This is a genomic window from Pseudomonas bubulae, from assembly GCF_037023725.1.
In the GTDB taxonomy this organism is placed as follows: Bacteria; Pseudomonadota; Gammaproteobacteria; order Pseudomonadales; family Pseudomonadaceae; genus Aquipseudomonas; species Aquipseudomonas bubulae.
The window spans coordinates 4,766,162-4,789,474 of record NZ_CP146077.1; the positions used below are offsets into that span (position 1 = coordinate 4,766,162).

The following is a 23,313-nucleotide window of genomic DNA, read 5'->3' on the forward strand; positions in this document are numbered from 1 at the left end:
AAGCCACCCCTACAATGCGAACAATTCTTGTTCTCTAAAGCGTTATTCAGCGCAGCCGGAGTGGTCGTTGTCGCAGTCAAACACCGTCGAGGTTCTGTATCAGGACCACCACAGCTGGCTCACGGGCTGGTTGCGGCGCAAGCTCGGCTGCCCGCAGAATGCCGCCGACCTGGCCCAGGACACTTTCATGCGGCTGCTGACCGCCCGCGAAACCCCGCCCCCTGGCGAACCCCGGGCGTTTTTGACCGTGGTCGCCAAGCGCGTGCTGTTCAATCACTATCGCCGCCAGGATCTGGAGCGCGCCTACCTGCAGGCCCTGGCTGACCTGCCCGAACAGGTTGCCCCCAGTGAAGAAGAACGCGCAATCATTCTGCAAACCCTGATGGAGCTCGATCAATTGCTCGACGGCCTGCCTTCCCCGGTCAAACGGGCCTTTTTACTGGCTCAGGTCGATGGCCTGGGCTACGCAGAAATCGGCGCTCAACTGGGTATCTCGATTGCCACGGTCAAACGTCATTTGAGCAAGGCAGCCCTGCGTTGCTACTTCGCCCTGTGAACGGTGCCTTCAATGCACCGCCCGACATCGGCACGGCGGTGGCCGAGCAAGCAGTCAGCTGGCTGGTCGAAATGCAGGGCGGTGCGCTCAGTCCCAGGCGCCAGCAGGCCTGGGAGCAATGGTTACACGCCCATCCTGAACACCAGCGGGCGTGGGAGCATATCCAGCGCATCAACCAGCGCTTGCGCGGTTTGTCGTCGCCACTGGCCCATGCGGCCCTGAACGCGCCCAAAAGCAGCAGTCGCCGTCAGGCATTGAAGCTGTTGCTGCTTTTAGGCGCAGGCTCGGCATTGACCTGGGGCCTGCGCGAGCAGTTGCCCGTCACCCCGTTGCTGGCAGACTTCAGCACACCGGTGGGCCAGCGGCGCAACCTGCAGTTGCATGATGGCAGCCAGCTCCAGCTCAACACCGCCAGCGCGGTGGATGTGAAATTCGATGCCCAGCAACGAGTCATCCGCCTGCTCGAAGGCGAAATGCTGCTCACCGCCGCCCGGGATTCGCGGCCCTTGCAGGTGCTCACCGCCCACGGCAGCTTGCAGCCCCAGGGCGCCCGCCTGAATGTGCGCCAATTTGGCGACCGCACTGAAATCGCCGTGTTCGAGGGCCGGGTTGCGTTGATGCCAACGGCGCATACGGGTAGTGCATTGTGGGTTGAGCCGCACCAGCAACTGAGCTTCACCCGCCAGGCCTGGAACACCCCGCGCCCTCTGGATGCGGGGAGCGGTGCGTGGACCGACGGCATGCTGGTTGCTGCGCATATGCGCCTGGCGGATTTTCTCGTCGAACTGGGCCGCTATCGCCGGGGCCAGCTCAACTGCGACCCAAAAGTCGCCGACCTGCTGATCTCCGGCACCTACCCGGTGGACGACAGCGAACGCGTGCTGGACCTGCTTGCCGTCAGCTTGCCAGTGCGAATCAAGCGCTTTACCCGCTATTGGGTAACGGTTGAAGCGCGGGTGTAACGGCTCTGTGCAAACGGACGTGTTGTAGCAGCGAGCTTGTTGTGGGAGCGGGCTTGCTCGCGATGGCAACAACGCGGTCTGCCAGTCACACCACGGCGATCCAATCGCGAGCAAGCCCGCTCCCACAAAGGGTGTGCATTTTATTTTCAAAAAATGTGAGCCGATTTCGGATCTGGCGTGACAGAGAAGGTAAGCCACTTAGATTCTCATCCCCACAGGATCCCTCATGCCCGCTCAGCCCTTCCGTCTTACGTCCCTGGCCCGCTTGCTATTAGGTGCCAGTTTGAGTTTCAGCGTCCTGCCGATGGCATTTGCCGACGCCAAGGCTTACCACATCGCACCGTCATCGCTGGAAAACGCTCTCAACCAATTCGGACGCGAAGCCGGGGTGCTGATTTCGTTCAGCTCCGCCGCCGCCAGCGGTATGCAGAGTAAGGGCCTCGAAGGCACCTACGATCCAGAACAAGGCTTGCAGGCCCTGCTTGAAGGCACTGGCCTGCAAGCCCGCGCTGAAGGCCAGGGGGCATTCAGCCTGCAACCGGCAACCACCTCGACAGCTCCGGCAAGCATTGAGCTGGGCGCTTCCAGCGTGGTCGGTGACTGGCTCGGCGACGCGGCGCAAACCGATGTGTTCGAACACCCCGGCGCCCGTGACGTGATCCGCCGCGAAGAGTTCGAACGCCAGGGCGCCACCAGTGCCCGCGAAGTGCTCAACCGCATCCCTGGCGTCAACGCTCCGGAAAACAACGGCACCGGCAGCCATGACATGGCCCTGAACTTCGGTATCCGCGGGCTCAACCCGCGCCTGGCGACCCGTTCCACCGTGTTGATGGACGGCATTCCCGTGCCCTTCGCCCCCTACGGTCAGCCGCAGCTGTCGTTTGCCCCCATCAGCATGGGCAATATGGATGCGGTAGACGTAGTGCGTGGCGGCGGTGCCGTGCGGTATGGCCCGCAGAACGTCGGCGGTATCGTCAACTTCGTGACCCGCGCCATTCCTGACGAACCGACTGTAAAAGTTGGCCTGCAAACCGAAACCAGCCCATCGTCCACCCAGGATGGCTTCAAGAAAACCGCCAACCTGCTGGCCGGCGGCACCGCCGACAACGGCCTCGGCGGCGCCCTGCTGTATTCCGGCGTACGCGGCGGCGACTGGCGCCAGCATAGCGACACACGCATCGACGACCTGATCCTCAAGGGCAACTATCAGATCGACGAAGCCAACAGCCTGCACGCCATGGCCCAATACTACGATGGCGAGGCCGATATGCCCGGCGGCCTGAGCACCGCGGCCTACAAGGCTGACCCGTATCAGTCGACCCGCCCCAACGACAAGTTCTGGGGCCGTCGCACCCTGGTCAACTTTGGCTATCGCTACCAGGAAGATCGCCGTGAATTCACCGTCAACAGCTTCTTCACCAAGACCCTGCGCAGCGGGTATCTGGACCAGGGCAGCTTCCTCTCGCTGTCACCGCGGGAATATTGGGTGCGCGGGATCGAAACCCGCATAGCCCAGGGCTTTGATCTGGGCAACAGCAGCCACGAAGTGGGCGCAGGTTATCGTTATATCAACGAAGCCGGCCATGAGTTGCGCTACCGCACGCCGATTGCCGCCAATGAACTGCCCACCACCAACAGCCGCAATGACCGCGACACCCGTGGTGCCACCGAAGCCCATGCATTCTTTATCGACGACAAGATCGACATCGGCAAATGGACCTTCACTCCGGGCATTCGCTACGAAATGATTGAACAACAGCAAACCAACTTGCTGACCAACGTCAAATACAAGGGCGACTACAACACTCCGCTTCCCGCCCTGAACGTGATGTACCACGTGACCGACAGCTGGAATCTGTATGCCAATACCGAAGGCTCCTTCGGCAGCGTGCAGTACAGCCAGATGCCCAATCGCGTTACCGGCGGCGAAGTAAAACCGGAAAAAGCGCGCACCTGGGAAATTGGCACTCGCTACGACAATGGCAACCTGCGCGCGGAGATCGGCGCATTTCTGATCAACTTCAACAACCAGTACGACAGCAACCAAACCACCGACACGGTGATCGCACGGGGCAAGACCCGTCATCAGGGCATCGAGGCCAGCGTCAACTACGCGCTGGATGGCCTGAGCCCGGTACTGGTGGGGTTCGACGTATACGCCACCTATGCCTATGTTGACGCGACCATCCGCGAAGACGGGCCGAACAAAGGCAATCGTGTGCCGTTCTCCTCGAAAAACAAAGGCAGCATCGGCGTCGGCTATACCGAGGGGCCGTGGAAAGCCAACCTGGACAGCACCTTCCAAAGCAACCAGTTCGCCGACAACGCCAATACCCGCGCCGAAAGCGCTGACGGCAGCACCGGTTTGATCCCAGGCTATATGGTCTTCAACAGCCGTGTGGGCTATGACTTTGGCCACCAGCTGTCCGACCTTAACGTGGCTGTGGGAGTCAAAAATATCCTCAACCACGAGTACTATACCCGCTCGTTTGACGACAACAACAAGGGCAAATACGTGGGCGAGCCACGCACGCTCTATGTACAAACCTCTGTCGCATTTTGATTTAAATTGGCTAAAGCCCGCACACGCGGGCTTTTCCTACAGGCAAAGACTGACACCGGTCACGACTTGAAAGACTTCCTGAAAATAGTGCTTGAAATATTTGCTCATCGGCCCAAACACTGTAACTGAGCGATGACGATGAACCTTTGTACACCCAAGGCCGTCAGACCTCACACGAGCACGCTTATATAAGGGAAGAACTATGCTTACTCACGTCTTTTCCGATAAACACATCGACAGTGACAAACGCACCCAGGACTGGGTCACCGCTACTGTTGAAGTCACGCTCGAACGCCATTTGGAAGATCTGACCCGGGTCGAGGTCCATCTCAGTGATGAAAATGGCGGCAAGTCCGGTCCCAAGGACAAACGCTGCAAAATGGAGGCTCGACCTAAAGGACACCAGCCAATTCTCGTATCCCACGACGCTGATTCACTGACCCAGGCTGTGGAGGGTGCTGCTCAAAAACTGGAGCACGCTCTGGAGCACCTGTTCGGCAAGCTGCGTGGCAAACGTACAGTGACCCTCGCCCCGGAAGGGTTTGAGGCAAAAGAGCCAAAGCAGACCGCTGATGACTTGCTTGAAGAAGAGTTCCTGGAGAAAGAAAAGGAACTCGACAAGATCAGCTGATTGAACGTCAGTGAGGCACAAAAAAGGGCGGGCTTACCTTGGTAAGCCCGCCCTTTTTCATATGTAAAATCGACTTACAATTCCCCCTTCTCCACTTCCGGATGCTCGCCGGAACCGGCACCGGTCTTGCGATGAGGGTTCTCGATCTTCACCGACGGGAACTGCGAAGACGCATAGCGCACCACCAGAATGGCGAAGGCCAGCAACAGGATCGCCCCGGTCAGGTACACCACTCCCATGTCTGGCGGGTTGTGATGGGACACATTGGAAATCAGCAAGCGGGTCAGCGCCGTGATCGCCACATAAATCAGGAAGCGCACGGGCATGTGGTTGGTCTTGAAATAAATCCCGACCATTGCCCCCAGCTCGAGGTAGATAAACAGCAGCAGGATGTCATCAATCGTGATGTTGCCCTTCTCCACCATTCCCAGGAATTCCATCACCGCCGCCCAGGCAGTGACCGCGCCAATGGCAAACAATGCCAGGTAATGGAAGGTTTCGACGAACAGGTTGCCCATCGACTCGGCCAGTTCATGAACCTGGCGACGTAGCTTCTCAGCTTTGTTAACTCTCACGATGCAGCTCCTTGAATCGACTCGAACGGATCATCCGCGATGCACATGACGCTTTTAACATGCAGAAAAAAGGCCATGTGGCAGCCTGATGCTGCTCACTTAAGATGATGGCGGGCGGCAATTAGACACGTCGGGCGCCCGCTGCGCCTATCAATTACAGCTAGAGTGAAAAAGCCGCTATTCAAATCCCGATGATTGGCTTATCCTTTTAGCTGTATATAAATACAGTAATCGCTAGATAATTTACGTGAAGGCATATGAGGTGGTAAATGGCCGTCGAAGTGGTATACCGCAGCAGCCGAGATCTGGAGCGTTTGTTCATGGATAAAGCCGAAGCTGACCGTCATGACAAAATGCTGGAACTGGCAGAGTTGCTGGCCGAAGTGTTGCAAAAAGCTGTGCCGTCCCTGAACGAGCAGCAAGTCGAAGAAGCCGGTATCTACATGGCGAAAAATCGCGATGTGTTTGCCAAGGCATTCAAGAGCCAGCCGGACGCCCTGTCCGAGTTGCTGGTCGACAGCGAGTAATCGCCCCCGGTTCTCGCTTGACTCTCCCCTACGGGGCAGCCTCTACCCTCAAAGGCCCCCTTTGAGGTTGGCGTCATGATGAGCAAGCGAGTACTGGTGATTCTCGGTCACCCCGGCACGAACAGTTTCTGTAGCGCACTGGCAGACAGCTACATAGCTGCCGCCAAGGATGCCAGCCATGAAGTACGCATCATGCGCCTGGGCGCCCTGCGCTTCGACCCGGTGCTGCGCGAAGGCTATCAGGAGGTCCAGGCACTGGAGCCTGACCTGCTCCACGCCCAGGCCAACATCCTCTGGGCCGAACACCTGGTGCTGGTCTACCCGATCTGGTGGGGCGGAATCCCCGCATTGCTCAAAGGCTTTTTCGATCGCATCCTGCTGCCCGGTTTTGCCTTTCAATACCGCAAGGGCAAGGCTTTCCCCGACAAGCTACTGAAAGGCCGCAGCGCGCACCTGCTGGTGACGATGGACACCCCGCCGTGGTACTACAGATGGGTGTACCGCATGCCGGGGCTGCATCAGATACGCAAAACCACACTGGCGTTTTGTGGCATAAAACCCACCGCCACCCTGACGTTTGGCCCCATCCTGAACGCCACGCCTCATCAAAGAGACGCCTGGCTTCTAGAGGCACGCAAGCTCGCCACTCGATAATTCGGCGGGCGGCGATTAAAAGGACTTTTCATGTACATCGGCAAAGCCGCCCAATTGTCGGGCACCACCGTCAAAAGCATTCGCCACTACGAAGAAATCGGCCTGTTACCTGCACCGCAACGCCGTGGCGCTTATCGCATCTACAGCGAGCAAAGCGTTGAACTGCTGACATTTATCAAATGCGCGCAACAGCTGGGCTTCAAGCTCAAGGAAATGCAGGCCATCCTTGATCAACACCGCGGCCAGACGCTGCCATGGGAGGTCGTGAGCAACGCCATCGCCCGCAAAAAACACGCCGTAATGAATCAGATCGAAGCGTTGCAACAGGTGCATGCGGGGTTGGAAGAGTTTGAAACACGCTTTGCCATGGAAGGCCCGGAACTGGACCTGGCCTGTGTTCAGTCCTTGGGGTACAACAATTGATGAGCCAGCTCGTCCGAAACCCGTGCCGGTGAACGCTTTTCGGCCTGGGCGTGAGCATAGATGCCGGTCAGGCGCTGACTGATCTGCAGCAACTGCTGGTTGATGGCCTCGGGGGCGGCACCTTCATGGGTCAGGGCCATATAGATCAGCCCGCCGGAATTGATGACGTAATCCGGGGCATACAAAATCCCCCGCCGCTCGAGCTGATCGGCCACTTGTAGATTGGTCAGCTGGTTATTGGCACACCCGGCCACAGCCGAGCAGCGCAGTTGCGCGACGCTGTGCCAGTTCAATACGCCGCCCAGACCACACGGCGCAAGGATATCGCAGGGTGTGCTGAGCAAGGCTTCGCAGGCAATCGGGTGCGCCCCCAGTTGTTCCATGGCCAGGCGCACTTTGCCGGGGTCGGTATCGCAGACCAGCAATTCGGCGCCCGCAGCATGCAGCTGTTCGGCCAGCGCGTAACCCACTTTGCCCAGGCCCTGCACCGCCACCCGCAAACCTTCGAGGTTGTCGCTACCCAATCGCGACGATGCGGTGCTGCGAATGCCGGCAAAAACCCCCATGGCCGTATGCGGCGAAGGATCCCCCGCAGCAGTGGTGCTGGTGACATGCCGGGTGTGCTGAGCAATGCAGTCCATATCGGCAGTGGAGGTGCCGCTGTCAATTGCCGTGATATAGCGCCCGTCCAGTTGGTCCACACAGCGACCAAAAGCCTCAAACAGCGCCGCGCGACTATCAACGTGGGCCGCACGCACCACCACAGCCTGCCCCCCTCCAACAGCCAGCCCTGCCAGCGCGGCTTTGTAGCTCATGTCTTGGGCCAGGCGGATGGCATCACCGACTGCACTTTCGTCATTGGGGTAAGCAAGATAACGACAGCCCCCCAGCGCCGGCCCCAGGCGAGTGTTGTGGATGGCTATCACGGCTTTAAGGCCTGTAACGGGGTCTACACTAAGGTGCAGCGACTCGAGCTGAGCGCTTTGCATAAGAGCAAACATCATCAGGCCCTCGAACGATTATGGGTAAACGCCAGTATAGGTGGCGCCAGAAAATTCGTTGAAGAGCTCAGGAATAAGCCTGCGCGGTTTTCAGGGTTTCGGACATATCCCGGCGGGATAGGGTTCTGTGGGAGCGGGCTTGCTCGCGATGCAGGCAATACGGTTATTACGCAAGACCGCGTTGATTCGATCGCGAGCAAGCCCGCTCCCACACACAGAGTGAGGTCAGGCCGGAGTGTCAGGCTGATTGGCCGGATGCGCCTGGATAAAGGCCGGGTGTTGCTCAGCCAGCGCTGCCACTCGGGCAATGCGCGGGTACGCCGCCATTGGCACGCCAAAACGCTGCGCCGCGTACAGCTGAGGGATCAAATACACATCCGCCAACCCGGGCTGCGCGCCAAAGCAGTAACCTTCGTCACCGATCAACTGCTCGATGGCTGCCAGTCCTTGGCCGATCCAGTGACCGATCCACTCCACCACCTGCTCCTCATCCTGCCCCAACTGGCGCAGTCGATTGAGCACGCTGACGTTGTGCAACGGGTGGATATCACAAGCAACCAGAGCCGCTACCCCCCGTTCATGAGCGCGGGTGGCGAGGTCAGCGGACAGCAGCGCCACCTGGGGATAGCGCTCTTCAAGGTACTCGATGATTGCTGGCGACTGGGTCAAGACGCAGCCTTCATCGGTACGCAAGGCCGGCACGCGGCCCTGCGGGTTGATGGCCAGATACGCCGGCTGACGGTGTTCACCGCCAGCCGGTACGAGCAGATTGACCGGCACCGCCTGATAATCCAGCCCTTTCAGGGCCAGCGCGATACGCACCCGGTAAGACGAGGTTGAGCGGTAATAGGTGAAGAGTTCCATGACCCGCTCCTTTTAGCGCGCGGCAACAACCTTGCCCCGGCACTCGCCAAAACCGATGGAAGCATGGCCTTCACGGGCGCAGCGGGCACGCAGGATGATTTCGTCACCATCCTCCAGAAATTTACGCACTTCGCCTGAAGCCAGTTCTATCGGGTGTTTACCGCCCTCGGTGATTTCCAGCAGGCTGCCCAGTTGCGAACGGGCCGGGCCCGACAAGGTGCCCGAACCGAACAGGTCACCGGACTGCAACTGGCAGCCGTTGACGCTGTGGTGAGCCACCAGTTGGGCCGCGGTCCAGTACATGTTCAGGCTGTTGCTCAAGCCCAGACGATGGGCTGGCAGGTTCTGCTCGCGCATCGCCTCGGTCAGCAGCAGCACTTCAAGTTCAATATCCAGCGCGCCATTGGCCTGATCCCTGGTATCGAGCAGGTAAGCCAGTGGCTGTGGATCACCCTCAGGACGGGCCGGTTGCGCGCGACGGAATGGTTCCAGCGCCTCGGCACTCACCACCCACGGCGAGATACTGGTGATAAAGCTTTTGGACAGAAACGGGCCCAGCGGCTGGTATTCCCAGGCCTGGATGTCCCGTGCCGACCAGTCATTGAGCAGGCAGAAGCCGGCAATGTGCTCTGCAGCTTCGCTGACCGGGATGGCATCGCCCATATCATTGCCTTTGCCAACCCAGATGCCCAGTTCCAGTTCGTAGTCCAGGCGGGCGCACGGGCCAAAGGTTGGCTCGGTCTGCCCGGCAGGCAAGGTCTGGCCTTTAGGGCGCCGAACTTCGGCACCGGACGGGCGAATGGTCGAGGCGCGCCCGTGATAGCCAATCGGCACATACTTGTAGTTGGGCAGCAGCGGGTTGTCCGGGCGGAACAGCTTGCCGACGTTTTTGGCGTGCTCAATGCCCACATAAAAGTCGGTGTAGTCGCCGATTTTGGCCGGCAGGTGCATCTGGCAATCAGCTGCCAGTGGCAGCAGGCGGGAACCCTGGGCTTCGATTTTGCCGCGCAGGGAACTGCCCTCCCCCAGCAGTTCCTGCAAACGCTCGCGCAGGGCAACCCGGGCGCCCCGATCCAGGGCAAAGTAGCTATTCAACGCCCCGCCCAACGAAGCCTCTACGGCTATCTTGGCCTGACCTTCAAACAGCCCCGCTGCCAGCCCGGCTTCCAGGTCGAAAATGGCATCGCCAATAGCCACCCCGCTACGTGGCGCCGAGCCATCAATGCTGAAAATGCCCATGGGCAGGTTTTGCAGGGGGAAGTCGCTGTGGCCGTTGGCGGAGGCGATCCAGCTGCGGGTCAAAGTGGACTGGGTCATGGGTTATCTCCGGTTCGGGGTGAAGGTCACGGGCAGCGTGGCCCAGCAAGCGTCGTAGTTCGATTGCAGCTGCGGGCACTCCAGGGCGAACCGGCTGGGGCGCAACACCTGGCTGGTTTCGAACATAAAGGCCATGGTGTTTTCGATCTTGCTGGGTTGCAGCTCGGCCGCAATGGCTTTGGTACAGGTTTCGCCGTCCGGCCCGTGGGCGCTCATGCAGCTGTGCAGCGATGCACCGCCGGGCAGGAAGCCTTCGGCCTTGGCATCGTAACTGCCCTGGATCAGGCCCATGAATTCGTTCATCAGGTTGCGGTGGAACCAGGGTGGCCGGAAGGTGTTTTCAGCCACCATCCAGCGCGGCGGGAAAATCACGAAATCGAGGTTGGCCAGTCCCGGTACGCTGGTAGGCGAAGTCAAAACAGTAAAAATCGATGGATCGGGATGATCGAAGCTGACAGTGCCGATGGTGTTGAAGCGGCGCAGATCGTATTTGTACGGCACGTTGTTGCCATGCCAGGCCACTACGTTGAGCGGCGAATGATCCAGCTCGCAGCCCCACAACTCACCAAGAAATTTTTGCACCAGTTGCGTAGCGCGCGCACCGTCTTCGTAGTGGGCGAGCGGAGTCAGAAAGTCGCGAGGGTTGGCCAGGCCATTACTGCCAATCGGCCCCAGATCAGGCAGGCGCAGCGGTGCACCATGGTTCTCGGCAACATAGCCACGGGCCTGCGGGTCGAGCAACTCGACACGAAACTTGAGACCGCGAGGGATGACCGCGATCTCCAGAGGCTGCAGATCCAGACGCCCCAGTTCGGTACAAATGCGCAAACGCCCCGACTCGGGAACCAGCAACATTTCGCCGTCGGCATTGAAAAACACCCGCTGCATCGAAGTATTGGCGCAGTAATGGTAAATGCTGATGCCCGAGGGTTTATCCGACCCGCCATTGGCCACCATGCCCACCAGGCCGTCGATAAAGTCCGTAGCCTCGGCAGGAATCGGCAGCGGGTTCCAGCGCAAGCGATTCGGCGTCACCGGGCCCAACGGGCCACCAGCCAGTTGCCGCTCCAGTTTGACGAACGCCGGATGGTTGGCTGACGGCTGGATGCGGTACATCCACGTACGCCGCGCCTCGCTGCGCACCATGGTGAACGCAGTTCCGGAAAACAATTCGGCGTACAGACCGTAGGGGGCTTTTTGCGGGGAGTTCTGACCCACCGGCAGGGCGCCGGGCAATGCTTCGCTGCTGAATTCGTTGCCAAACCCGGACAGATAGCCAAGACCTGACAAAGGCGAATCGACGTTCATGGAGCCTCCAGCATGGAGAAGGCAGATGACTGCGCCCTGCGCTGAAGGCATTTGCGCGTCGCTGCGTTATTTTTATCGTAATTCAATTACGCATAACGTAATTTGATTGGTAACAAGCGTCAAGCTATAAAGACGCCCATTCGTCCCGAGATATAAACACTTCCATGGAAAAGCCCCGCAGCAGCAACGACAGCACCGGCAAGCAAAAAGTGCGTTCGGCCGAGGTCGGCACTGACATCCTCAAGGCGCTGGCCGAGCTCTCACCCTCCACATCGCTGTCGCGCCTGGCCGAACACGTGCAAATGCCCGCGAGCAAGGTGCATCGCTATTTACAGGCACTGATTGCCAGCGGGTTTGCCGAGCAAAATGTCGCCACCAATCATTACGGTTTGGGGCGCGAGGCGTTGCGTGTGGGACTGGCTGCGCTCAACAGCATGGATGTGCTCAAGGTCGCCAGCCTGCCCCTGGCCGAACTGCGCGACGACTTGAACGAAACCTGCTTTTTGGCGGTGTGGGGTAACCAGGGCGCGACCGTGGTGCATATCGAGCCGGCGGTGCGGGCGGTCACGGTGGTGACCCAGCTGGGCTCGGTATTGCCATTGCTGAGTTCATCCACGGGGCTGGTGTTCAACGCTTTTTTACCGGATCGCGAAACCGCCGACTTGCGCGAACTGGAGTTCAAGACCGATCAGGTGCATCCGCTGCAAACACCTGCAGCCTACGTCGCACTTTGCAGTCAAATCCGCCAGCGCGGCCTGCACTTCGTCCATGGCTTGCTGATGCCTGGCGTCGATGCCTTGTCGGCCCCGGTGTTCAATGCGACCGGTCAGGTGGCGGCCGTACTGACAGTGGTTGGTCCCACCTCCCTGTTCCACGCCGATGAAAACGGGCCCGCAGCCAAACGCTTGTTGGCCGCGAGCCAGGCCATCAGTTGGCGGATGGGTTATCAGCCAGCCTGACAGCTCATTGTTTTAGACCATCCACTCGTATTTGGCCTCATCGAGCAGGTCTTTCATCATCTGCTCGATGTCGGCCATGGACGGTTGATCCACTCGCAGGCTGTCATCGAATGTCCAGGACCGGGAAAACACCCCCGACTCCCAGTCATCATGGGCCTGCACAGCGCCCCACTCCAGCGTATCCACACCCAGGCCCAGCAGGCTCTGACTGTACGTCAGGGTCTGGTCAACGATGTTATTCACCGTATTGAGATAGATGCTTCTGCAATCCAGGCCCTGGGGCTGGAGTCGCTCGTCAAGAAACGAGCGCACGCGCTCGATCACTACTGCGCTGGGTTTGAGGCTGAAGCTGTTGATCGGCGATGCGGGTTTTTCATTACGGGTCATGGTGAACCTCCTGTCAGTGCTCCAGGCCCATCCGGCGTCGTGCACGGTTCAAGTCGACCTGGAGAGTCCGTGTGAAGGCTCATTCAACACCGGGACGACAGCAGGTGTGCGGCACATAGTTACCGCACAAGGACTGTTGCCGTAGCTGTAATACAGATTGTCCCAAACCGGGCTTACTCCGCTGCGGGCCAGCCCTTAAGCTTGCCGGACTTCGCAACACGGACACGCATCGAGTCGCATCGACTCTGCTCTCCCCGATTTACCCTGACGTTGATTTGTAGCTCCTTGATGAACGTCTTCCTTGGCCGCTGTTTTACAGCGGCCTTTTTTATGGTGCCCGAAAAAATCTGTGGGAGCGGGCTTGCTCGCGATGGCATCGACACGGTTTTCCAGTAAGACCGAGTTGAGTCAATCGCGAGCAAGCCCGCTCCCACGGGGTATGTGGCGGGTTTAAGAACTAGAACACCATCGCCAGCAACGGCGCGGCAAACAGGTTAAGGATGCCGGTCAGCACCATCACCAAGCCTGCTACCGAGCCTTCCTCACTGCCCACTTCGCGGGCACGGCTGACCCCTGCGCCATGAGCGCCGATACCAAACAGGGCGCCCCGGGCCAGACTGCTGCGCAGCGGCAACCACTTGAGCAAAATACCGCCCAGCAACGCGCCAAACACACCGGTGAACATTACAAACACCGCCGTGAGCTCAGGTACGCCACCCAGATCCTGTGCCAGCGGCATGGCAAACGGTGTGGTGATGGAGCGCGGCACCAGCGACATGGTCAATGAGGTGTCCAGCGCCAGCGCCCGGGCCAGCCAGAACGAACTGCCAATGGACGCCGCGCTGCCCGCCAGCATCCCCAGCAGCAACGCCACCCAGTGACGGGCCAGTAAATTGCGTTGCTGCCAGATCGGTACGGCAAAGGCCACCGTTACCGGCCCCAGAACCAGCATCAGCCAATGGGTATTGCTTGAGTATTCAGCATAGGCAGTGTGCAACGGCACGGCCACGGCTAGCAGCAAGGCCGGGACCAGGATCAGCGGAGACAACAGGTATCGCCCGGTACGCCGGTACAGCCAGCGGCTGAAGGCGTAGGTCAACAGCGTGAACAGCAGCCAGAACATGGGCATCAGTTCAAACTTCATGACGCATCCTCCAGCGGCACACCGCTTCCACAGTAAACGCCGTCACCACCATCACCAGCAAGGTACTCACGCCAATGACCAACAGGATGCGCCAACCTTCATCACGCACGATTACACCGTAATCAAGCAGGCTCATGAGTGCAGGGATGAAAAACAACAGCATTTCGGCCATCAACACACCGGCCCCCAATTGCAGGGTCGCCGGTCTGACCCAGCCCAGGGCAAACGCCAGCAACAGCAGCGCCATGCCCACCACCCCGCCCGGGATCGGCAAGTGCCCCCAGGTTGCCAGCTGGCAGCCCAGAAAATACAGCGCCAACAAAACGGCCAGTTCACTGACCAACCGACCCAGGCGTTTTACATCGAAGCGTTTCATGTTGTTTCCATTTCAGACAGGTTTCCAGTTTAAAGAGCCTGCTAACATCCCGGAAACGAATTGTCAGACTTGTAGCCATTCCAAAATGGAATCACGCCAATGGAATTCAAACACCTGCGCACCTTTGTCGAAGTCGCCCGCCAGGGCGGTTTTACCCCCGCCTCCCACAGCTTGCATATCAGCCAGTCAGCGGTGAGCAAACAAGTGGCGCAGCTCGAGCACAGCCTCGGTACACCGCTGTTCGACCGCCTGGGTTCTCAGGTGCGGCTGACGGCAGCGGGCAATGTGGTGTTGCAGCGGGCCGAAGGCATGCTGCGCTTGCATCGGGAGTTGTTGAGCGAGCTGGACGACTTGAGCCAGATGACCCGGGGGGAACTGCGGGTGGGCCTGCCGCTGCTGGGCAGCAACACCCTGTTTGCCGGGCTGTTTGCCGAATACCGTCGACGCTACCCGAATATCCGGGTGCAGTTGCTCGAAGAAGGCAGCTTGAATATCGAACAGGCCGTTTTGAGCGGCGAACTGGAGCTGGGCGGCAGCCTGACCCCGAATAATCCCGCGTTTGCTTATCAGCCGTTTTGTGACGAGCCGCTGGATGTTCTGCTCCCGGCCGATCATCCGCTGGCCGAGGGGCCTGGCGTAAGACTTGAGCAATTGGCTGATACGCCCTTTTTGCTCTACCAGCGCAGCTTTGTGCTCAACGACCGGGTGCTCAAAGCCTGCCAGCAGTCAGGCTTTACCCCCAACGAAGGCGGGCGCAGTGGCCAGGCGGATTTTCTGGTGGCATTGGTGGCTGCAGGCCAGGGCGTAGTGTTGCTGCCCAGTGTGGTCGCCCGCGGGCTGGTGCGCCCCGGGGTGGTGCGGCTCAAACTGCTCGCACCGGATGACTTGCGCTGGGATATCGCGTTTATCTGGCGTGATGGCGCGTATCTGTCACGGGCAGCCCAGGCCTGGCTTGAGCTGCTGCGTGAACGCCCGGTTACGGCTTCAGTGTTTTGATCAGTTCTGCAATCCACGGCTCGGAGTCTTCCTCCGGAGTCACCGTGACGCTGGAGTCCAAACGCAGCATCGGCAGCACTTCACGCACGCCAAGCTCGGCAAACAGTTCGCGCATTTGCTCACCACCGCCACAAAACGTGTCACCGTAACTTTCATCACCCAGGGCAATCACTGCCCCAGGCAGCCCGCGCCAGGCGCCTGGCAACTGGTCACGGATGGCGCTGTACAGTGGCACGAGATTGTCCGGCAGCTCGCCCATGCCCGTGGTCGAGGTCACCGCCAGCAGCGCTTCGGGAGCAAACGCCTGGAGATCGGCCAAAGTGGCGCGGGTATTGAGCAAAACCTCAAAACCGGCATCGGTCAGCAGTTGTTTCGCATTGCGGGCGACTTCTTCAGCGGTGCCGTACACCGAGCCGGAAAGGATGGCGACTTTCATCAATCTGATCCTGTAGCTGACTAAAAGCCTGGGATATTAACAGGTCTGGCAGCGATGCCTTACCATGCGCCCATCTGTATGCCTCTCTGGAGAACCACTCAATGATCAACGCCCGTTTATTACAACGCATGGTGGACGCGTCCCAGGACGGCATTGTCGTTGCCGAACAAGAAGGTGAAGACAACATCCTGATTTATGCAAACAACGCCTTTGAAACCCTCACCGGCTACAGCCGCGACGACATCCTCTATCAGGACTGCCGCTTCTTGCAGGCCGGCGACCGTGACCAGCAGGGCCTGCAATTGATCCGCGAGGCGATTGCCAGCGGTCAGCCCACCCGCCAGATCCTGCGCAACTATCGCAAGGACGGCACGCACTTCTGGAATGAACTGTCGATCACGCCGGTGTTTAACGAAAACGACAAGCTGACATACTTTATTGGCGTGCAAAAAGACGTCACCTTGCAGGTAAAGGCCCAGCAGCGGGTCGCCCAGCTCGAAGCCCGACTGGCCTCGGTTCAGGCTGAACTGCAGGCGCTCAAGGCGACGAGCGGATTAAACAAAACGTAGAAATTACGGTCTGATAGTCGCTGTGACGATTTTTCAGACACCTTTTCGAGCTTTATCCATGTCGCACGATGCCCTTTTGACTCAGGACGAACTGGATTTCATCCAAACGATGCACCAAAACCCGCTGTTGAATAAACGGGATGCGTCGTCGAGCCTGATGGTCAACGGGATGTCGCAAATCCGCGATTTGCTGACACGCCTTGCCGCCCATGAACAGGTCACCATCCAGGCACAAATTGCCAATCAGCAAATGAGTTTTCCGCTGCGCCTGGTTGAAGACGAATTCCATGCCCAGCATCTGCAACTCGGCGCCCCGAGCATCTTCGAAGACGGGCCAAAGGCGCGCCCCTGGCGCCTGTCACTGGCCGAGCCGGTGCCGCTGGAAAATATCCGCGGCAAGGCAGGTCATCTGTGGGTAACCGAACTGTCGTTCAAAGGCGTGCTGATTGAAATGCGTCACGACAGCCAGCCGCCACGCCAGTTTGCACAGTGGTTCAGCCCCGATGGATATGAGCGGATCAACCTGCGCGACACCCTGGAGCGTAAAACGGAAACGGGCCTTTATGCCTACCGCCTAAGCCAGAGCGACAAGGGCGAAACCGAGCATCTGCGCCAGTACATCCTGCAACAACACCGCCTGGCGCACCCGGGCCTGCACGTCTGATCAACCGCCCGGCGTTGCCTTGAGTTCAGCATCCAGACGTTGATTGATCAGGCGTGACACACTCCCCAGGCAAGCGATGGATGAGTTCGCCAAGGCCTCCTGAACCACATCCGAGGCCTCACCTGCCAACGACACCGAGCAATTCAAGGTCTGTGCCAGGCGTGTCAGCCTGCGCTGGTGGGCCGTGTTCAATGCATGGTTGGCAAACAGCACAACGGCCCGGGGCTCCAGCTTCTGGCAAACCAGTGACAACTCTTCCAATGGCTGACCTATGGCCACAACCCTGACCACGCGGTCATTACGGGTCAGCAGCAAGCCCGCCACCAGCAACTCCAGCTCGCGGCACAACTCAGGCATCGCCACCACCAGCACGCACGGGCGGGCAACAGCGGCCTGCAATTGAAGGCGATGCTGTACCCGACCGCGCAAGAAGCCGTCCAGCAGCAGCCATTCACTGGTACGGCCAAAAGTATCCCGGGTCCCAAGCAGTTGCTGCCACAGCGGCAAGAAAATCCCCTGAAACACAACGTCAATCGGGTAGCTGGAGAAAATCTGCCCGTAAAGACGCTCCAATTCGGGTTCGTTAAAGTCCGTGAGGGCGCTGCCAATACGGGTTTGCCAGTCGCGGTACTCACTGCTGGCGGGTGCCGGGACATCGACGGAACTGTTGCTTGCTAGCAATTGCGCGACTTTGCTGACAGAAACCCCACGCTCAAGCCAGCCCATGACCTGACGAATCGTTCCAATATCGCTCACGGAATACAGACGATGCCCACTTTCGGTGCGTTTTGGTTCGATCAACCCATAGCGACGCTCCCAGGCACGCAGGGTTACCGGGTTGATTCCCGTCAGCCTGGCCACTTCCCGGATCGGATACAGACCCTGGCAATCATCAGCCTGGGCAATGGGCTCGAGTTCAGTAATCACAGGCATCGGCAGGGCAACAATCAGAAAGGGTGACTGGATTCTACCCGTCAATCCAGACCCTGTGGGAGCGGGCTTGCTCGCGGTGCAGGCCACGCGGTCTGTCAGGTGAGCGCGGTGATGCCCGCTCCCACAAACGGCGCTGTGTGTATTCAGGAACAATCCTTGCTTGTTTTTACGGACATGGCCCACCACCCCGGCGCCGTGTTTTGTGATTGCCCTACCCGGGCAGCATCAGCCTCATGGAGATACACAATGTCTACCTCCCCTGTCACATTGATGGTTGCGCGCCGTGTCGCCAAAGGCCGCTACCAGGAACTGATCGCCTGGCTGCACGAAGGCGAACAGCTGGCCACGGACTTTGCCGGCTACCTGGGCTCGGGCGTTCTGGCGCCGCCACCGGGCGACGACGAATTTCAAATCATCTTCCGCTTTGCCGACGAATCCACCTTGCATGCCTGGGAGCACTCCGTCTCGCGCAAGGCCTGGTTGCTGCGTGGCAGCGACCTGTTCGCCAACCCTTCCGAGCACCGGGTCAGCGGCATCGACGGCTGGTTCGGCAATACCGGGCAAAGACCGCCCCGCTGGAAGCAGGCAGTCGCCATCTGGCTGGCGTTCTTCCCGGTCTCACTCCTGTTCAACTTTGTATGCGCCCCCTTGCTCGGCGAGTTAGCCCTGTTGCCACGGGTACTGGTCAGTACCCTGGCCCTGACGCCGCTGATGGTTTACCTGTTTATTCCACTCTCTACCCACTTGCTGGCAGGTTGGCTGCACAGCACCCCAGGCAAACCCCTGCGCAGCGCTATCGCGACACCGCGCCACTAATCTCGGGCTTGGCCGTCAGGTCGCGGACACTGGTATAGTTTTGCCAATGCGCCGCGACTGTTTCCGGCTTTTGTGCACCGAGTACGTCATGCCCACTTCTACCGCACCGATTCTGATCACTGGCGCAGGCCAGCGCGTTGGCCTGCATTGTGCGCAGCAGCTGCTGGCCGACGGCTATCCGGTGATTTTCACCTATCGCAGTGAAAAACCCGGCGTGCAAATTCTCCGCGACCTGGGTGCCATTGCGCTGTTTGCCGACTTTTCGACCGAAGCCGGCATTCTCGATTTTATCGAACGGCTGAAAATACACACCGACAGCTTGCGGGCGATTGTCCACAACGCCTCGGCCTGGCTGGAAGAAACCCCACAGACAGAAACCAGCGCCTTTTTGCACATGTTCAGCGTGCATATGCTCGCGCCATATCTGATCAACCTGCATTGCAGCGAGCTGCTCAAACGCTCGAACCCTGCAGATATTGTGCATATCAGCGATGATGTAACACGCAAGGGCAGCAGCAAGCATATGGCCTATTGCGCAACCAAAGCCGGGCTCGACAGCCTGACCCTGTCATTCGCGGCTAAACTGGCGCCACAGATCAAAGTCAACGGTATCGCCCCGGCCTTGCTGATGTTCAACCCCGACGACGATGCGGCGTACCGCACCCAAGCGCTGGCCAAATCCGTGCTGGGCATCGAGCCCGGCGCCGAGGTGATTTACCGCAGCCTGCGCTATCTGCTGGACAACCCGTATGTGACCGGCACCACCCTGACCGTCAACGGCGGCCGGCATTTAAAATAATGCCGCCCCGCGAGGAAGTACTTAGATGAGCGCATCACTGCCTGAGCATTACCGCGAGATTCTTATTGGTTTAGGCGAAGACCCTGAGCGCGAAGGCCTGCTCGACACCCCCAAACGCGCCGCCAAAGCCATGCAATACCTGTGTCATGGCTACGAGCAGAGCGTGGAGAAAATCGTCAACGGCGCCCTCTTCGCCTCTGACAGTGACGAAATGGTGATCGTGGCCAATATCGAGCTGTACTCATTGTGCGAGCATCACCTGCTGCCCTTTATCGGCAAGGCCCATGTGGCCTATATACCGACGGGCAAGGTACTGGGGCTGTCGAAAATCGCCCGCATTGTCGACATGTTTGCCCGGCGCCTGCAGATCCAGGAAAACCTCACCCGGGAAATCGCGGACGCCATCGAAAGCGTCACCCAGGCTGCCGGTGTGGCCGTGGTGATCGAAGCCCAGCATATGTGCATGATGATGCGCGGCGTAGAAAAACAGAATTCGACCATGAACACCTCGGTCATGCTCGGCGCCTTCCGCGAACCGAGCACCCGCATGGAGTTCTTGCAACTGATTGGACGGAGCAAGTCGTAATGCCACAACTTCAGCCAGGAATGGCCCGTATTCGCGTCAAGGACTTGTGCCTGCGTACCTATATCGGCATCAATGAGGAAGAAATCCTCAACAAGCAGGATGTGTTGATCAACCTCACCATCCTCTACGCGGCGCAGGAGGCGGTGCGCGATAACGATATCGACCACGCGCTCAATTACCGCACCATCACCAAGGCCGTGATCCAGCACGTCGAAGAGAACCGCTTCGCCCTGCTTGAGCGCCTGACCCAGGAGTTGCTGGATCTGGTGATGGCCAACGACGCGGTACTGTATGCCGAAGTCGAAGTCGACAAACCGCACGCGCTGCGCTTTGCCGAATCGGTGTCGATTACACTGGCGGCGAGCCGTCAGACTGCAACCTCATAACCCCGGTGAACCCCATGACACCTCAAGAACAGCTTGAACTGGAGGCAGCCGCCTTTCGCCGCCTTGTCGCGCACCTGGACAGCCGCAAGGACGTGCAAAACATAGACCTGATGAACCTCTCGGGTTTTTGCCGCAATTGCCTGTCCAAGTGGTACAAGGCCGCAGCAGACGAGCGCCAGATCGCCATCAGCCTCGATGATGCACGCCAAGTGGTCTACGGCATGCCGTATGCCGAGTGGAAAGCCCAGTACCAGAAAGAAGCCAGCGCCGAACAGACGGCGGCGTTCACCCAAGGAAAAAAGCATGACTGATTTGAACACCCTGCGCGCCAGCCTCAACAGCGGCGAGCACGTTTTTGCCGATACCCTGGCGTTTATTGGCGCGCACTACGATTACCAGCCTCAGAGCTTCATCAATGGCGGTGTGGAAAACGCTGCAGGGCAAAATGAAGGTTCGTGCAAGACCCTGGGCCTGGCCCTGCTGGAAGGTTTGAGCGACCAGGAAACCCTGCTGGCTTTCGGCGAACACTACCGCTCGGTACTGGCCACGCCTGAAGGCACAGACCACAGCAACATTCGCGCACTGATTGCCCACGGCCTGGCCGGGGTCAAGTTCGAAGCCCAGCCGCTTACGCGCAAGGTGTAATACTGCAACTCATCGTGGGAGCGGGCTTGCTCGCGATGCAGGCGCCGATTTTTTTCAGTTACACCGCTGCGATCCCATCGCGAGCAAGCCCGCTCCCACAGGGCAGACACAAAAAAACCGGCCAAGGCCGGTTTTTTGTTGAGGCAGGCTATCAGAACTGGGCGTTCTGCAGGCCGTCCAGGTAGCGCTCGGTGTCCAGCGCTGCCATGCAACCGGCGCCAGCCGAGGTAATGGCCTGACGATAAACGTGGTCCGCCACGTCGCCCGCAGCAAACACGCCTTCAACGCTGGTCGCAGTAGCGTTGCCTTCACGGCCGCCCTGCACAACCATGTAGCCGTCTTTAAGCTCAAGCTGGCCTTCGAACAACGAAGTGTTCGGTGTGTGGCCGATGGCGATAAATACGCCATCGACTTTCAGCTCGTCAAAGCTGCCGTCGTTGTTCTTCAGGCGCGCACCGGTCACACCCATGTTGTCGCCCAGCACTTCGTCCAGGGTCGCATTCAGCTTGAGTTCGATCTTGCCTTCAGCAACACGGGCGTGCAGCTTGTCGATCAGGATCTTCTCGGCGCGGAAGGTTTCGCGACGGTGAACCAGGGTTACTTTGCTGGCGATATTGGCCAGGTACAGGGCCTCTTCAACCGCGGTGTTACCACCACCCACTACGGCAACAGGTTTGTTGCGGTAGAAGAAACCGTCACAGGTCGCACAGGCAGAAACGCCTTTGCCCATGAATGCTTCTTCCGACGGCAAGCCCAGATAACGGGCGCTGGCGCCGGTAGCGATGATCAGTGCGTCGCAGGTGAATGTACCGCTGTCACCCTTGAGGGTGAACGGACGATTTTTCAGGTCCACTTCATTGATGTGGTCGAAAATGATTTCCGTCTCGAAACGCTCCGCATGCTCACGCATGCGTTCCATCAAGGCCGGGCCGGTCAGGCCGTGAACATCACCGGGCCAGTTGTCGACTTCGGTGGTGGTGGTCAGTTGACCGCCAGCCTGCATGCCCGTGATCAGCAGTGGTTTGAGGTTGGCGCGGGCCGCATAGACAGCGGCGCTGTAACCGGCAGGGCCGGAACCCAGAATAATCACACGCGAATGACGTACTTCAGACATGACTCACTCCTATGACCGCCCGCATTGAAACCGGGTCGGAACGCCGCTTTACCGGCTGGAATAAAAAGAAACCGTAAACCTGCCCAGGCTATGCCTGCAACGCGCAGATCCTGAAAAATATGGGTGAAGCATATAGAGGCCGCAGAGAGTAAGGAAATACGCATTAACAATCCAGCTCATAGCAGGTCTCTATGTAGTCGAAGTCGATTTTAGACGGCTTTGTTACAGTTATTGTCGATACTGCGACAAGGCTTTCGTCCTGCGGACAAAGCCGCTAAGGTCGCCCGGTTTTCCACTGTTCGGAGCACGCTATGCCCGCCCCTGTTCTCTCTGGCCCGCAGTACCTGCGTGAAGGCCTTAAGTTGATCCTCAGCCCTGGCTTGCGCCTGTTCGTGCTGCTGCCGTTACTGATCAATCTGGTGCTGTTCGTCGGATTGATTTATTTCGCCGGGCATCAGTTCAGCCTCTGGGTCGATACCTTGATGCCGACCCTGCCCAACTGGCTCGGTTTCCTCAACTACGTGTTGTGGCCACTGTTCGTGGTGCTGGTGGCGTTGATGGTGTTTTTCACCTTCACCATGCTGGCCAACATCATCGCCGCGCCATTTAACGGTTTTCTCTCGGAGAAGGTCGAAGCCGTGGTGCGCGGGGTCGATAATTCGCCACCTTTCAGCTGGGGCGAACTGGCCGCCATGGTGCCGCGCACCCTGGCCCGTGAAATGCGCAAGCTGGGCTACTTTCTGCCGCGGGCCACTGCCCTGCTGATCCTCTCGTTTATTCCGGTGCTCAACCTGATCGCGGCACCGCTGTGGCTGCTGTTCGGGATCTGGATGATGGCCATCCAGTACATCGACTACCCGGCCGACAACCACAAGCTGGGCTGGAACGAGATGCTCGCCTGGCTGCGCGAAAAACGCTGGCAGAGCATGAGTTTTGGCGGCATCGTCTATCTGGTGCTGCTGATCCCGGTGGTCAATATCCTGATGATGCCCGCAGCCGTTGCCGGTGCAACCCTGTTCTGGGTGCGCGAGCGTGGCGATGAAGCGCTGGCAGCCGCCGACCGCAGCCGCTGACTTCATCATTCCATCATCACCGTGACACATTGACGTCATGACCCCAACG

At 59.1% G+C, this 23,313-nt stretch carries 29 protein-coding genes; 18 read left to right on the forward strand and 11 right to left on the reverse strand.

Annotation, left to right across the window (positions count from 1 at the left end; translation table 11 throughout):
* Positions 1-67 precede the first annotated feature (67 nt).
* The 4 genes from V6L81_RS21930 to V6L81_RS21945 all read left to right on the forward strand — a co-directional run bounded on the left by V6L81_RS21930 (position 68) and on the right by V6L81_RS21945 (position 4,712).
* Positions 68-556, forward strand: a complete 489-nt coding sequence (locus V6L81_RS21930; RefSeq protein ID WP_095001186.1) for a sigma-70 family RNA polymerase sigma factor — start codon at positions 68-70, stop codon at positions 554-556.
* Positions 553-1,518, forward strand: a complete 966-nt coding sequence (locus V6L81_RS21935; RefSeq protein WP_338660703.1) for a FecR family protein — start codon at positions 553-555, stop codon at positions 1,516-1,518. Before V6L81_RS21930 ends, V6L81_RS21935 begins: the two co-directional genes overlap by 4 nt.
* Positions 1,519-1,744: 226 nt before the next feature.
* Positions 1,745-4,081: a TonB-dependent Fe(3+) dicitrate receptor FecA gene (gene fecA, locus V6L81_RS21940; RefSeq protein ID WP_338660329.1), complete on the forward strand. Its 2,337-nt coding sequence runs from the start codon at positions 1,745-1,747 to the stop codon at positions 4,079-4,081.
* Between the two features lie 202 nt (positions 4,082-4,283).
* Positions 4,284-4,712 (forward strand): HPF/RaiA family ribosome-associated protein, encoded by a 429-nt coding sequence (locus V6L81_RS21945; protein WP_095001183.1) that lies wholly within the window; start codon positions 4,284-4,286, stop codon positions 4,710-4,712.
* 74 nt (positions 4,713-4,786) lie between these two features.
* Here V6L81_RS21945 and V6L81_RS21950 read toward each other — a convergent pair whose 3' ends face one another.
* Entirely contained in the window at positions 4,787-5,287 is a 501-nt protein-coding gene (locus V6L81_RS21950; RefSeq protein WP_016781843.1) for a phosphate-starvation-inducible protein PsiE, read from the reverse strand.
* Between the two features lie 269 nt (positions 5,288-5,556).
* Between V6L81_RS21950 and V6L81_RS21955 the strand changes: the two genes are divergently transcribed.
* The 3 genes from V6L81_RS21955 to V6L81_RS21965 all read left to right on the forward strand — a co-directional run bounded on the left by V6L81_RS21955 (position 5,557) and on the right by V6L81_RS21965 (position 6,891).
* A complete protein-coding gene (locus V6L81_RS21955; protein ID WP_016781842.1) occupies positions 5,557-5,814 on the forward strand; it encodes a YebG family protein in 258 nt (85 codons plus the stop codon).
* Between the two features lie 78 nt (positions 5,815-5,892).
* Positions 5,893-6,468 carry an NAD(P)H-dependent oxidoreductase gene (locus tag V6L81_RS21960; protein ID WP_095001390.1) on the forward strand — a complete coding sequence of 192 codons (576 nt, stop codon included), beginning with the start codon at positions 5,893-5,895 and terminating at the stop codon, positions 6,466-6,468.
* Positions 6,469-6,498: 30 nt separating this feature from the next.
* Complete coding sequence (locus V6L81_RS21965) at positions 6,499-6,891, forward strand: MerR family transcriptional regulator (RefSeq protein WP_095018224.1); 393 nt, start codon at positions 6,499-6,501, stop codon at positions 6,889-6,891.
* On the opposite strand, the gene V6L81_RS21970 is transcribed toward V6L81_RS21965, so the two are convergent.
* The 4 genes from V6L81_RS21970 to hmgA form a co-directional block, all read right to left on the reverse strand.
* The gene (locus tag V6L81_RS21970) at positions 6,867-7,892 is read right to left on the reverse strand and encodes a Glu/Leu/Phe/Val dehydrogenase dimerization domain-containing protein (RefSeq protein ID WP_095018259.1); all 1,026 of its coding nucleotides are present in this window, start codon (positions 7,890-7,892) and stop codon (positions 6,867-6,869) included. The genes V6L81_RS21965 and V6L81_RS21970 overlap by 25 nt on opposite strands.
* Positions 7,893-8,117: 225 nt before the next feature.
* Positions 8,118-8,756 (reverse strand): maleylacetoacetate isomerase, encoded by a 639-nt coding sequence (gene maiA / locus V6L81_RS21975; RefSeq protein WP_315266759.1) that lies wholly within the window; start codon positions 8,754-8,756, stop codon positions 8,118-8,120.
* 12 nt (positions 8,757-8,768) lie between these two features.
* A complete protein-coding gene (gene fahA, locus V6L81_RS21980; RefSeq protein WP_130871992.1) occupies positions 8,769-10,073 on the reverse strand; it encodes a fumarylacetoacetase in 1,305 nt (434 codons plus the stop codon).
* 3 nt (positions 10,074-10,076) lie between these two features.
* Positions 10,077-11,381: a homogentisate 1,2-dioxygenase gene (gene hmgA, locus V6L81_RS21985; protein WP_338660330.1), complete on the reverse strand. Its 1,305-nt coding sequence runs from the start codon at positions 11,379-11,381 to the stop codon at positions 10,077-10,079.
* Positions 11,382-11,545: 164 nt separating this feature from the next.
* Between hmgA and V6L81_RS21990 the strand changes: the two genes are divergently transcribed.
* Positions 11,546-12,340: an IclR family transcriptional regulator gene (locus V6L81_RS21990; RefSeq protein WP_095001178.1), complete on the forward strand. Its 795-nt coding sequence runs from the start codon at positions 11,546-11,548 to the stop codon at positions 12,338-12,340.
* Between the two features lie 12 nt (positions 12,341-12,352).
* Here the strand turns inward: V6L81_RS21990 and V6L81_RS21995 are convergent, their stop codons facing one another.
* The 3 genes from V6L81_RS21995 to V6L81_RS22005 all read right to left on the reverse strand — a co-directional run bounded on the left by V6L81_RS21995 (position 12,353) and on the right by V6L81_RS22005 (position 14,247).
* Positions 12,353-12,727 carry a hypothetical protein gene (locus V6L81_RS21995; protein WP_338660331.1) on the reverse strand — a complete coding sequence of 125 codons (375 nt, stop codon included), beginning with the start codon at positions 12,725-12,727 and terminating at the stop codon, positions 12,353-12,355.
* A 457-nt stretch (positions 12,728-13,184) separates the two neighbouring features.
* Entirely contained in the window at positions 13,185-13,871 is a 687-nt protein-coding gene (locus V6L81_RS22000; RefSeq protein WP_095023067.1) for an LrgB family protein, read from the reverse strand.
* Positions 13,861-14,247, reverse strand: coding sequence for a CidA/LrgA family protein (locus tag V6L81_RS22005; protein ID WP_095001174.1), 387 nt, complete (start codon positions 14,245-14,247; stop codon positions 13,861-13,863). Before V6L81_RS22005 ends, V6L81_RS22000 begins: the two co-directional genes overlap by 11 nt.
* Positions 14,248-14,346: 99 nt before the next feature.
* Between V6L81_RS22005 and V6L81_RS22010 the strand changes: the two genes are divergently transcribed.
* Positions 14,347-15,243, forward strand: coding sequence for a LysR family transcriptional regulator (locus tag V6L81_RS22010; RefSeq protein WP_095001173.1), 897 nt, complete (start codon positions 14,347-14,349; stop codon positions 15,241-15,243).
* Here V6L81_RS22010 and V6L81_RS22015 read toward each other — a convergent pair.
* On the reverse strand, positions 15,224-15,679 hold the full coding sequence (locus V6L81_RS22015) for a flavodoxin (RefSeq protein WP_095001172.1): 456 nt from the start codon (positions 15,677-15,679) through the stop codon (positions 15,224-15,226). The two genes, V6L81_RS22010 and V6L81_RS22015, sit on opposite strands and share 20 nt — an antisense overlap.
* 101 nt (positions 15,680-15,780) lie before the next feature.
* Between V6L81_RS22015 and V6L81_RS22020 the strand changes: the two genes are divergently transcribed.
* Positions 15,781-16,248: a PAS domain-containing protein gene (locus tag V6L81_RS22020; RefSeq protein WP_095001171.1), complete on the forward strand. Its 468-nt coding sequence runs from the start codon at positions 15,781-15,783 to the stop codon at positions 16,246-16,248.
* A gap of 58 nt (positions 16,249-16,306) precedes the next feature.
* Positions 16,307-16,912, forward strand: coding sequence for a hypothetical protein (locus tag V6L81_RS22025; RefSeq protein ID WP_338660332.1), 606 nt, complete (start codon positions 16,307-16,309; stop codon positions 16,910-16,912).
* Here V6L81_RS22025 and V6L81_RS22030 read toward each other — a convergent pair whose 3' ends face one another.
* On the reverse strand, positions 16,913-17,845 hold the full coding sequence (locus V6L81_RS22030) for a MerR family transcriptional regulator (RefSeq protein WP_095020531.1): 933 nt from the start codon (positions 17,843-17,845) through the stop codon (positions 16,913-16,915).
* A 246-nt stretch (positions 17,846-18,091) separates the two neighbouring features.
* Between V6L81_RS22030 and V6L81_RS22035 the strand changes: the two genes are divergently transcribed.
* The 6 genes from V6L81_RS22035 to V6L81_RS22060 all read left to right on the forward strand — a co-directional run bounded on the left by V6L81_RS22035 (position 18,092) and on the right by V6L81_RS22060 (position 21,077).
* Positions 18,092-18,661 (forward strand): antibiotic biosynthesis monooxygenase, encoded by a 570-nt coding sequence (locus tag V6L81_RS22035; RefSeq protein ID WP_095001168.1) that lies wholly within the window; start codon positions 18,092-18,094, stop codon positions 18,659-18,661.
* A gap of 88 nt (positions 18,662-18,749) precedes the next feature.
* Positions 18,750-19,460 (forward strand): dihydromonapterin reductase, encoded by a 711-nt coding sequence (gene folM / locus V6L81_RS22040; protein ID WP_095001167.1) that lies wholly within the window; start codon positions 18,750-18,752, stop codon positions 19,458-19,460.
* Positions 19,461-19,485: 25 nt separating this feature from the next.
* Positions 19,486-20,046 carry a GTP cyclohydrolase I FolE gene (gene folE, locus V6L81_RS22045; RefSeq protein WP_095001166.1) on the forward strand — a complete coding sequence of 187 codons (561 nt, stop codon included), beginning with the start codon at positions 19,486-19,488 and terminating at the stop codon, positions 20,044-20,046.
* Positions 20,046-20,432, forward strand: coding sequence for a dihydroneopterin triphosphate 2'-epimerase (folX, locus tag V6L81_RS22050; RefSeq protein ID WP_095001165.1), 387 nt, complete (start codon positions 20,046-20,048; stop codon positions 20,430-20,432). The genes folE and folX overlap by 1 nt, the downstream gene beginning before the upstream one ends.
* Positions 20,433-20,446: 14 nt before the next feature.
* Positions 20,447-20,743: a DUF1244 domain-containing protein gene (locus V6L81_RS22055; protein WP_095023069.1), complete on the forward strand. Its 297-nt coding sequence runs from the start codon at positions 20,447-20,449 to the stop codon at positions 20,741-20,743.
* On the forward strand, positions 20,736-21,077 hold the full coding sequence (locus V6L81_RS22060; protein ID WP_095023070.1) for a HopJ type III effector protein: 342 nt from the start codon (positions 20,736-20,738) through the stop codon (positions 21,075-21,077). The genes V6L81_RS22055 and V6L81_RS22060 overlap by 8 nt, the downstream gene beginning before the upstream one ends.
* 151 nt (positions 21,078-21,228) lie before the next feature.
* On the opposite strand, the gene trxB is transcribed toward V6L81_RS22060, so the two are convergent.
* A complete protein-coding gene (trxB, locus tag V6L81_RS22065; RefSeq protein WP_016781820.1) occupies positions 21,229-22,191 on the reverse strand; it encodes a thioredoxin-disulfide reductase in 963 nt (320 codons plus the stop codon).
* 311 nt (positions 22,192-22,502) lie between these two features.
* Between trxB and cysZ the strand changes: the two genes are divergently transcribed.
* Positions 22,503-23,264: a sulfate transporter CysZ gene (gene cysZ, locus V6L81_RS22070; RefSeq protein ID WP_338660333.1), complete on the forward strand. Its 762-nt coding sequence runs from the start codon at positions 22,503-22,505 to the stop codon at positions 23,262-23,264.
* Positions 23,265-23,313 lie beyond the last annotated feature (49 nt).

What these genes read in the sequence shown, in the direction of transcription:
- V6L81_RS21990 (WP_095001178.1), top strand. Translation starts at nt 11,546, where the DNA reads ATGGAAAAGCCCCGCAGCAGCAACGACAGCACCGGCAAGCAAAAAGTG.
- folM (WP_095001167.1), top strand. Translation starts at nt 18,750, where the DNA reads ATGCCCACTTCTACCGCACCGATTCTGATCACTGGCGCAGGCCAGCGC.
- V6L81_RS21995 (WP_338660331.1), bottom strand. Translation starts at nt 12,727, where the DNA reads ATGACCCGTAATGAAAAACCCGCATCGCCGATCAACAGCTTCAGCCTC.
- folE (WP_095001166.1), top strand. Translation starts at nt 19,486, where the DNA reads ATGAGCGCATCACTGCCTGAGCATTACCGCGAGATTCTTATTGGTTTA.
- V6L81_RS22000 (WP_095023067.1), bottom strand. Translation starts at nt 13,871, where the DNA reads ATGAAGTTTGAACTGATGCCCATGTTCTGGCTGCTGTTCACGCTGTTG.
- V6L81_RS22010 (WP_095001173.1), top strand. Translation starts at nt 14,347, where the DNA reads ATGGAATTCAAACACCTGCGCACCTTTGTCGAAGTCGCCCGCCAGGGC.
- V6L81_RS22020 (WP_095001171.1), top strand. Translation starts at nt 15,781, where the DNA reads ATGATCAACGCCCGTTTATTACAACGCATGGTGGACGCGTCCCAGGAC.
- folX (WP_095001165.1), top strand. Translation starts at nt 20,046, where the DNA reads ATGCCACAACTTCAGCCAGGAATGGCCCGTATTCGCGTCAAGGACTTG.
- fahA (WP_130871992.1), bottom strand. Translation starts at nt 10,073, where the DNA reads ATGACCCAGTCCACTTTGACCCGCAGCTGGATCGCCTCCGCCAACGGC.
- cysZ (WP_338660333.1), top strand. Translation starts at nt 22,503, where the DNA reads ATGCCCGCCCCTGTTCTCTCTGGCCCGCAGTACCTGCGTGAAGGCCTT.
- V6L81_RS22060 (WP_095023070.1), top strand. Translation starts at nt 20,736, where the DNA reads ATGACTGATTTGAACACCCTGCGCGCCAGCCTCAACAGCGGCGAGCAC.
- V6L81_RS22015 (WP_095001172.1), bottom strand. Translation starts at nt 15,679, where the DNA reads ATGAAAGTCGCCATCCTTTCCGGCTCGGTGTACGGCACCGCTGAAGAA.
- V6L81_RS22025 (WP_338660332.1), top strand. Translation starts at nt 16,307, where the DNA reads ATGTCGCACGATGCCCTTTTGACTCAGGACGAACTGGATTTCATCCAA.
- V6L81_RS21955 (WP_016781842.1), top strand. Translation starts at nt 5,557, where the DNA reads ATGGCCGTCGAAGTGGTATACCGCAGCAGCCGAGATCTGGAGCGTTTG.
- V6L81_RS21945 (WP_095001183.1), top strand. Translation starts at nt 4,284, where the DNA reads ATGCTTACTCACGTCTTTTCCGATAAACACATCGACAGTGACAAACGC.
- V6L81_RS22055 (WP_095023069.1), top strand. Translation starts at nt 20,447, where the DNA reads ATGACACCTCAAGAACAGCTTGAACTGGAGGCAGCCGCCTTTCGCCGC.
- V6L81_RS22005 (WP_095001174.1), bottom strand. Translation starts at nt 14,247, where the DNA reads ATGAAACGCTTCGATGTAAAACGCCTGGGTCGGTTGGTCAGTGAACTG.
- fecA (WP_338660329.1), top strand. Translation starts at nt 1,745, where the DNA reads ATGCCCGCTCAGCCCTTCCGTCTTACGTCCCTGGCCCGCTTGCTATTA.
- V6L81_RS21960 (WP_095001390.1), top strand. Translation starts at nt 5,893, where the DNA reads ATGAGCAAGCGAGTACTGGTGATTCTCGGTCACCCCGGCACGAACAGT.
- V6L81_RS21970 (WP_095018259.1), bottom strand. Translation starts at nt 7,892, where the DNA reads ATGTTTGCTCTTATGCAAAGCGCTCAGCTCGAGTCGCTGCACCTTAGT.
- maiA (WP_315266759.1), bottom strand. Translation starts at nt 8,756, where the DNA reads ATGGAACTCTTCACCTATTACCGCTCAACCTCGTCTTACCGGGTGCGT.
- V6L81_RS22035 (WP_095001168.1), top strand. Translation starts at nt 18,092, where the DNA reads ATGTCTACCTCCCCTGTCACATTGATGGTTGCGCGCCGTGTCGCCAAA.
- V6L81_RS21965 (WP_095018224.1), top strand. Translation starts at nt 6,499, where the DNA reads ATGTACATCGGCAAAGCCGCCCAATTGTCGGGCACCACCGTCAAAAGC.
- hmgA (WP_338660330.1), bottom strand. Translation starts at nt 11,381, where the DNA reads ATGAACGTCGATTCGCCTTTGTCAGGTCTTGGCTATCTGTCCGGGTTT.
- trxB (WP_016781820.1), bottom strand. Translation starts at nt 22,191, where the DNA reads ATGTCTGAAGTACGTCATTCGCGTGTGATTATTCTGGGTTCCGGCCCT.
- V6L81_RS22030 (WP_095020531.1), bottom strand. Translation starts at nt 17,845, where the DNA reads ATGCCTGTGATTACTGAACTCGAGCCCATTGCCCAGGCTGATGATTGC.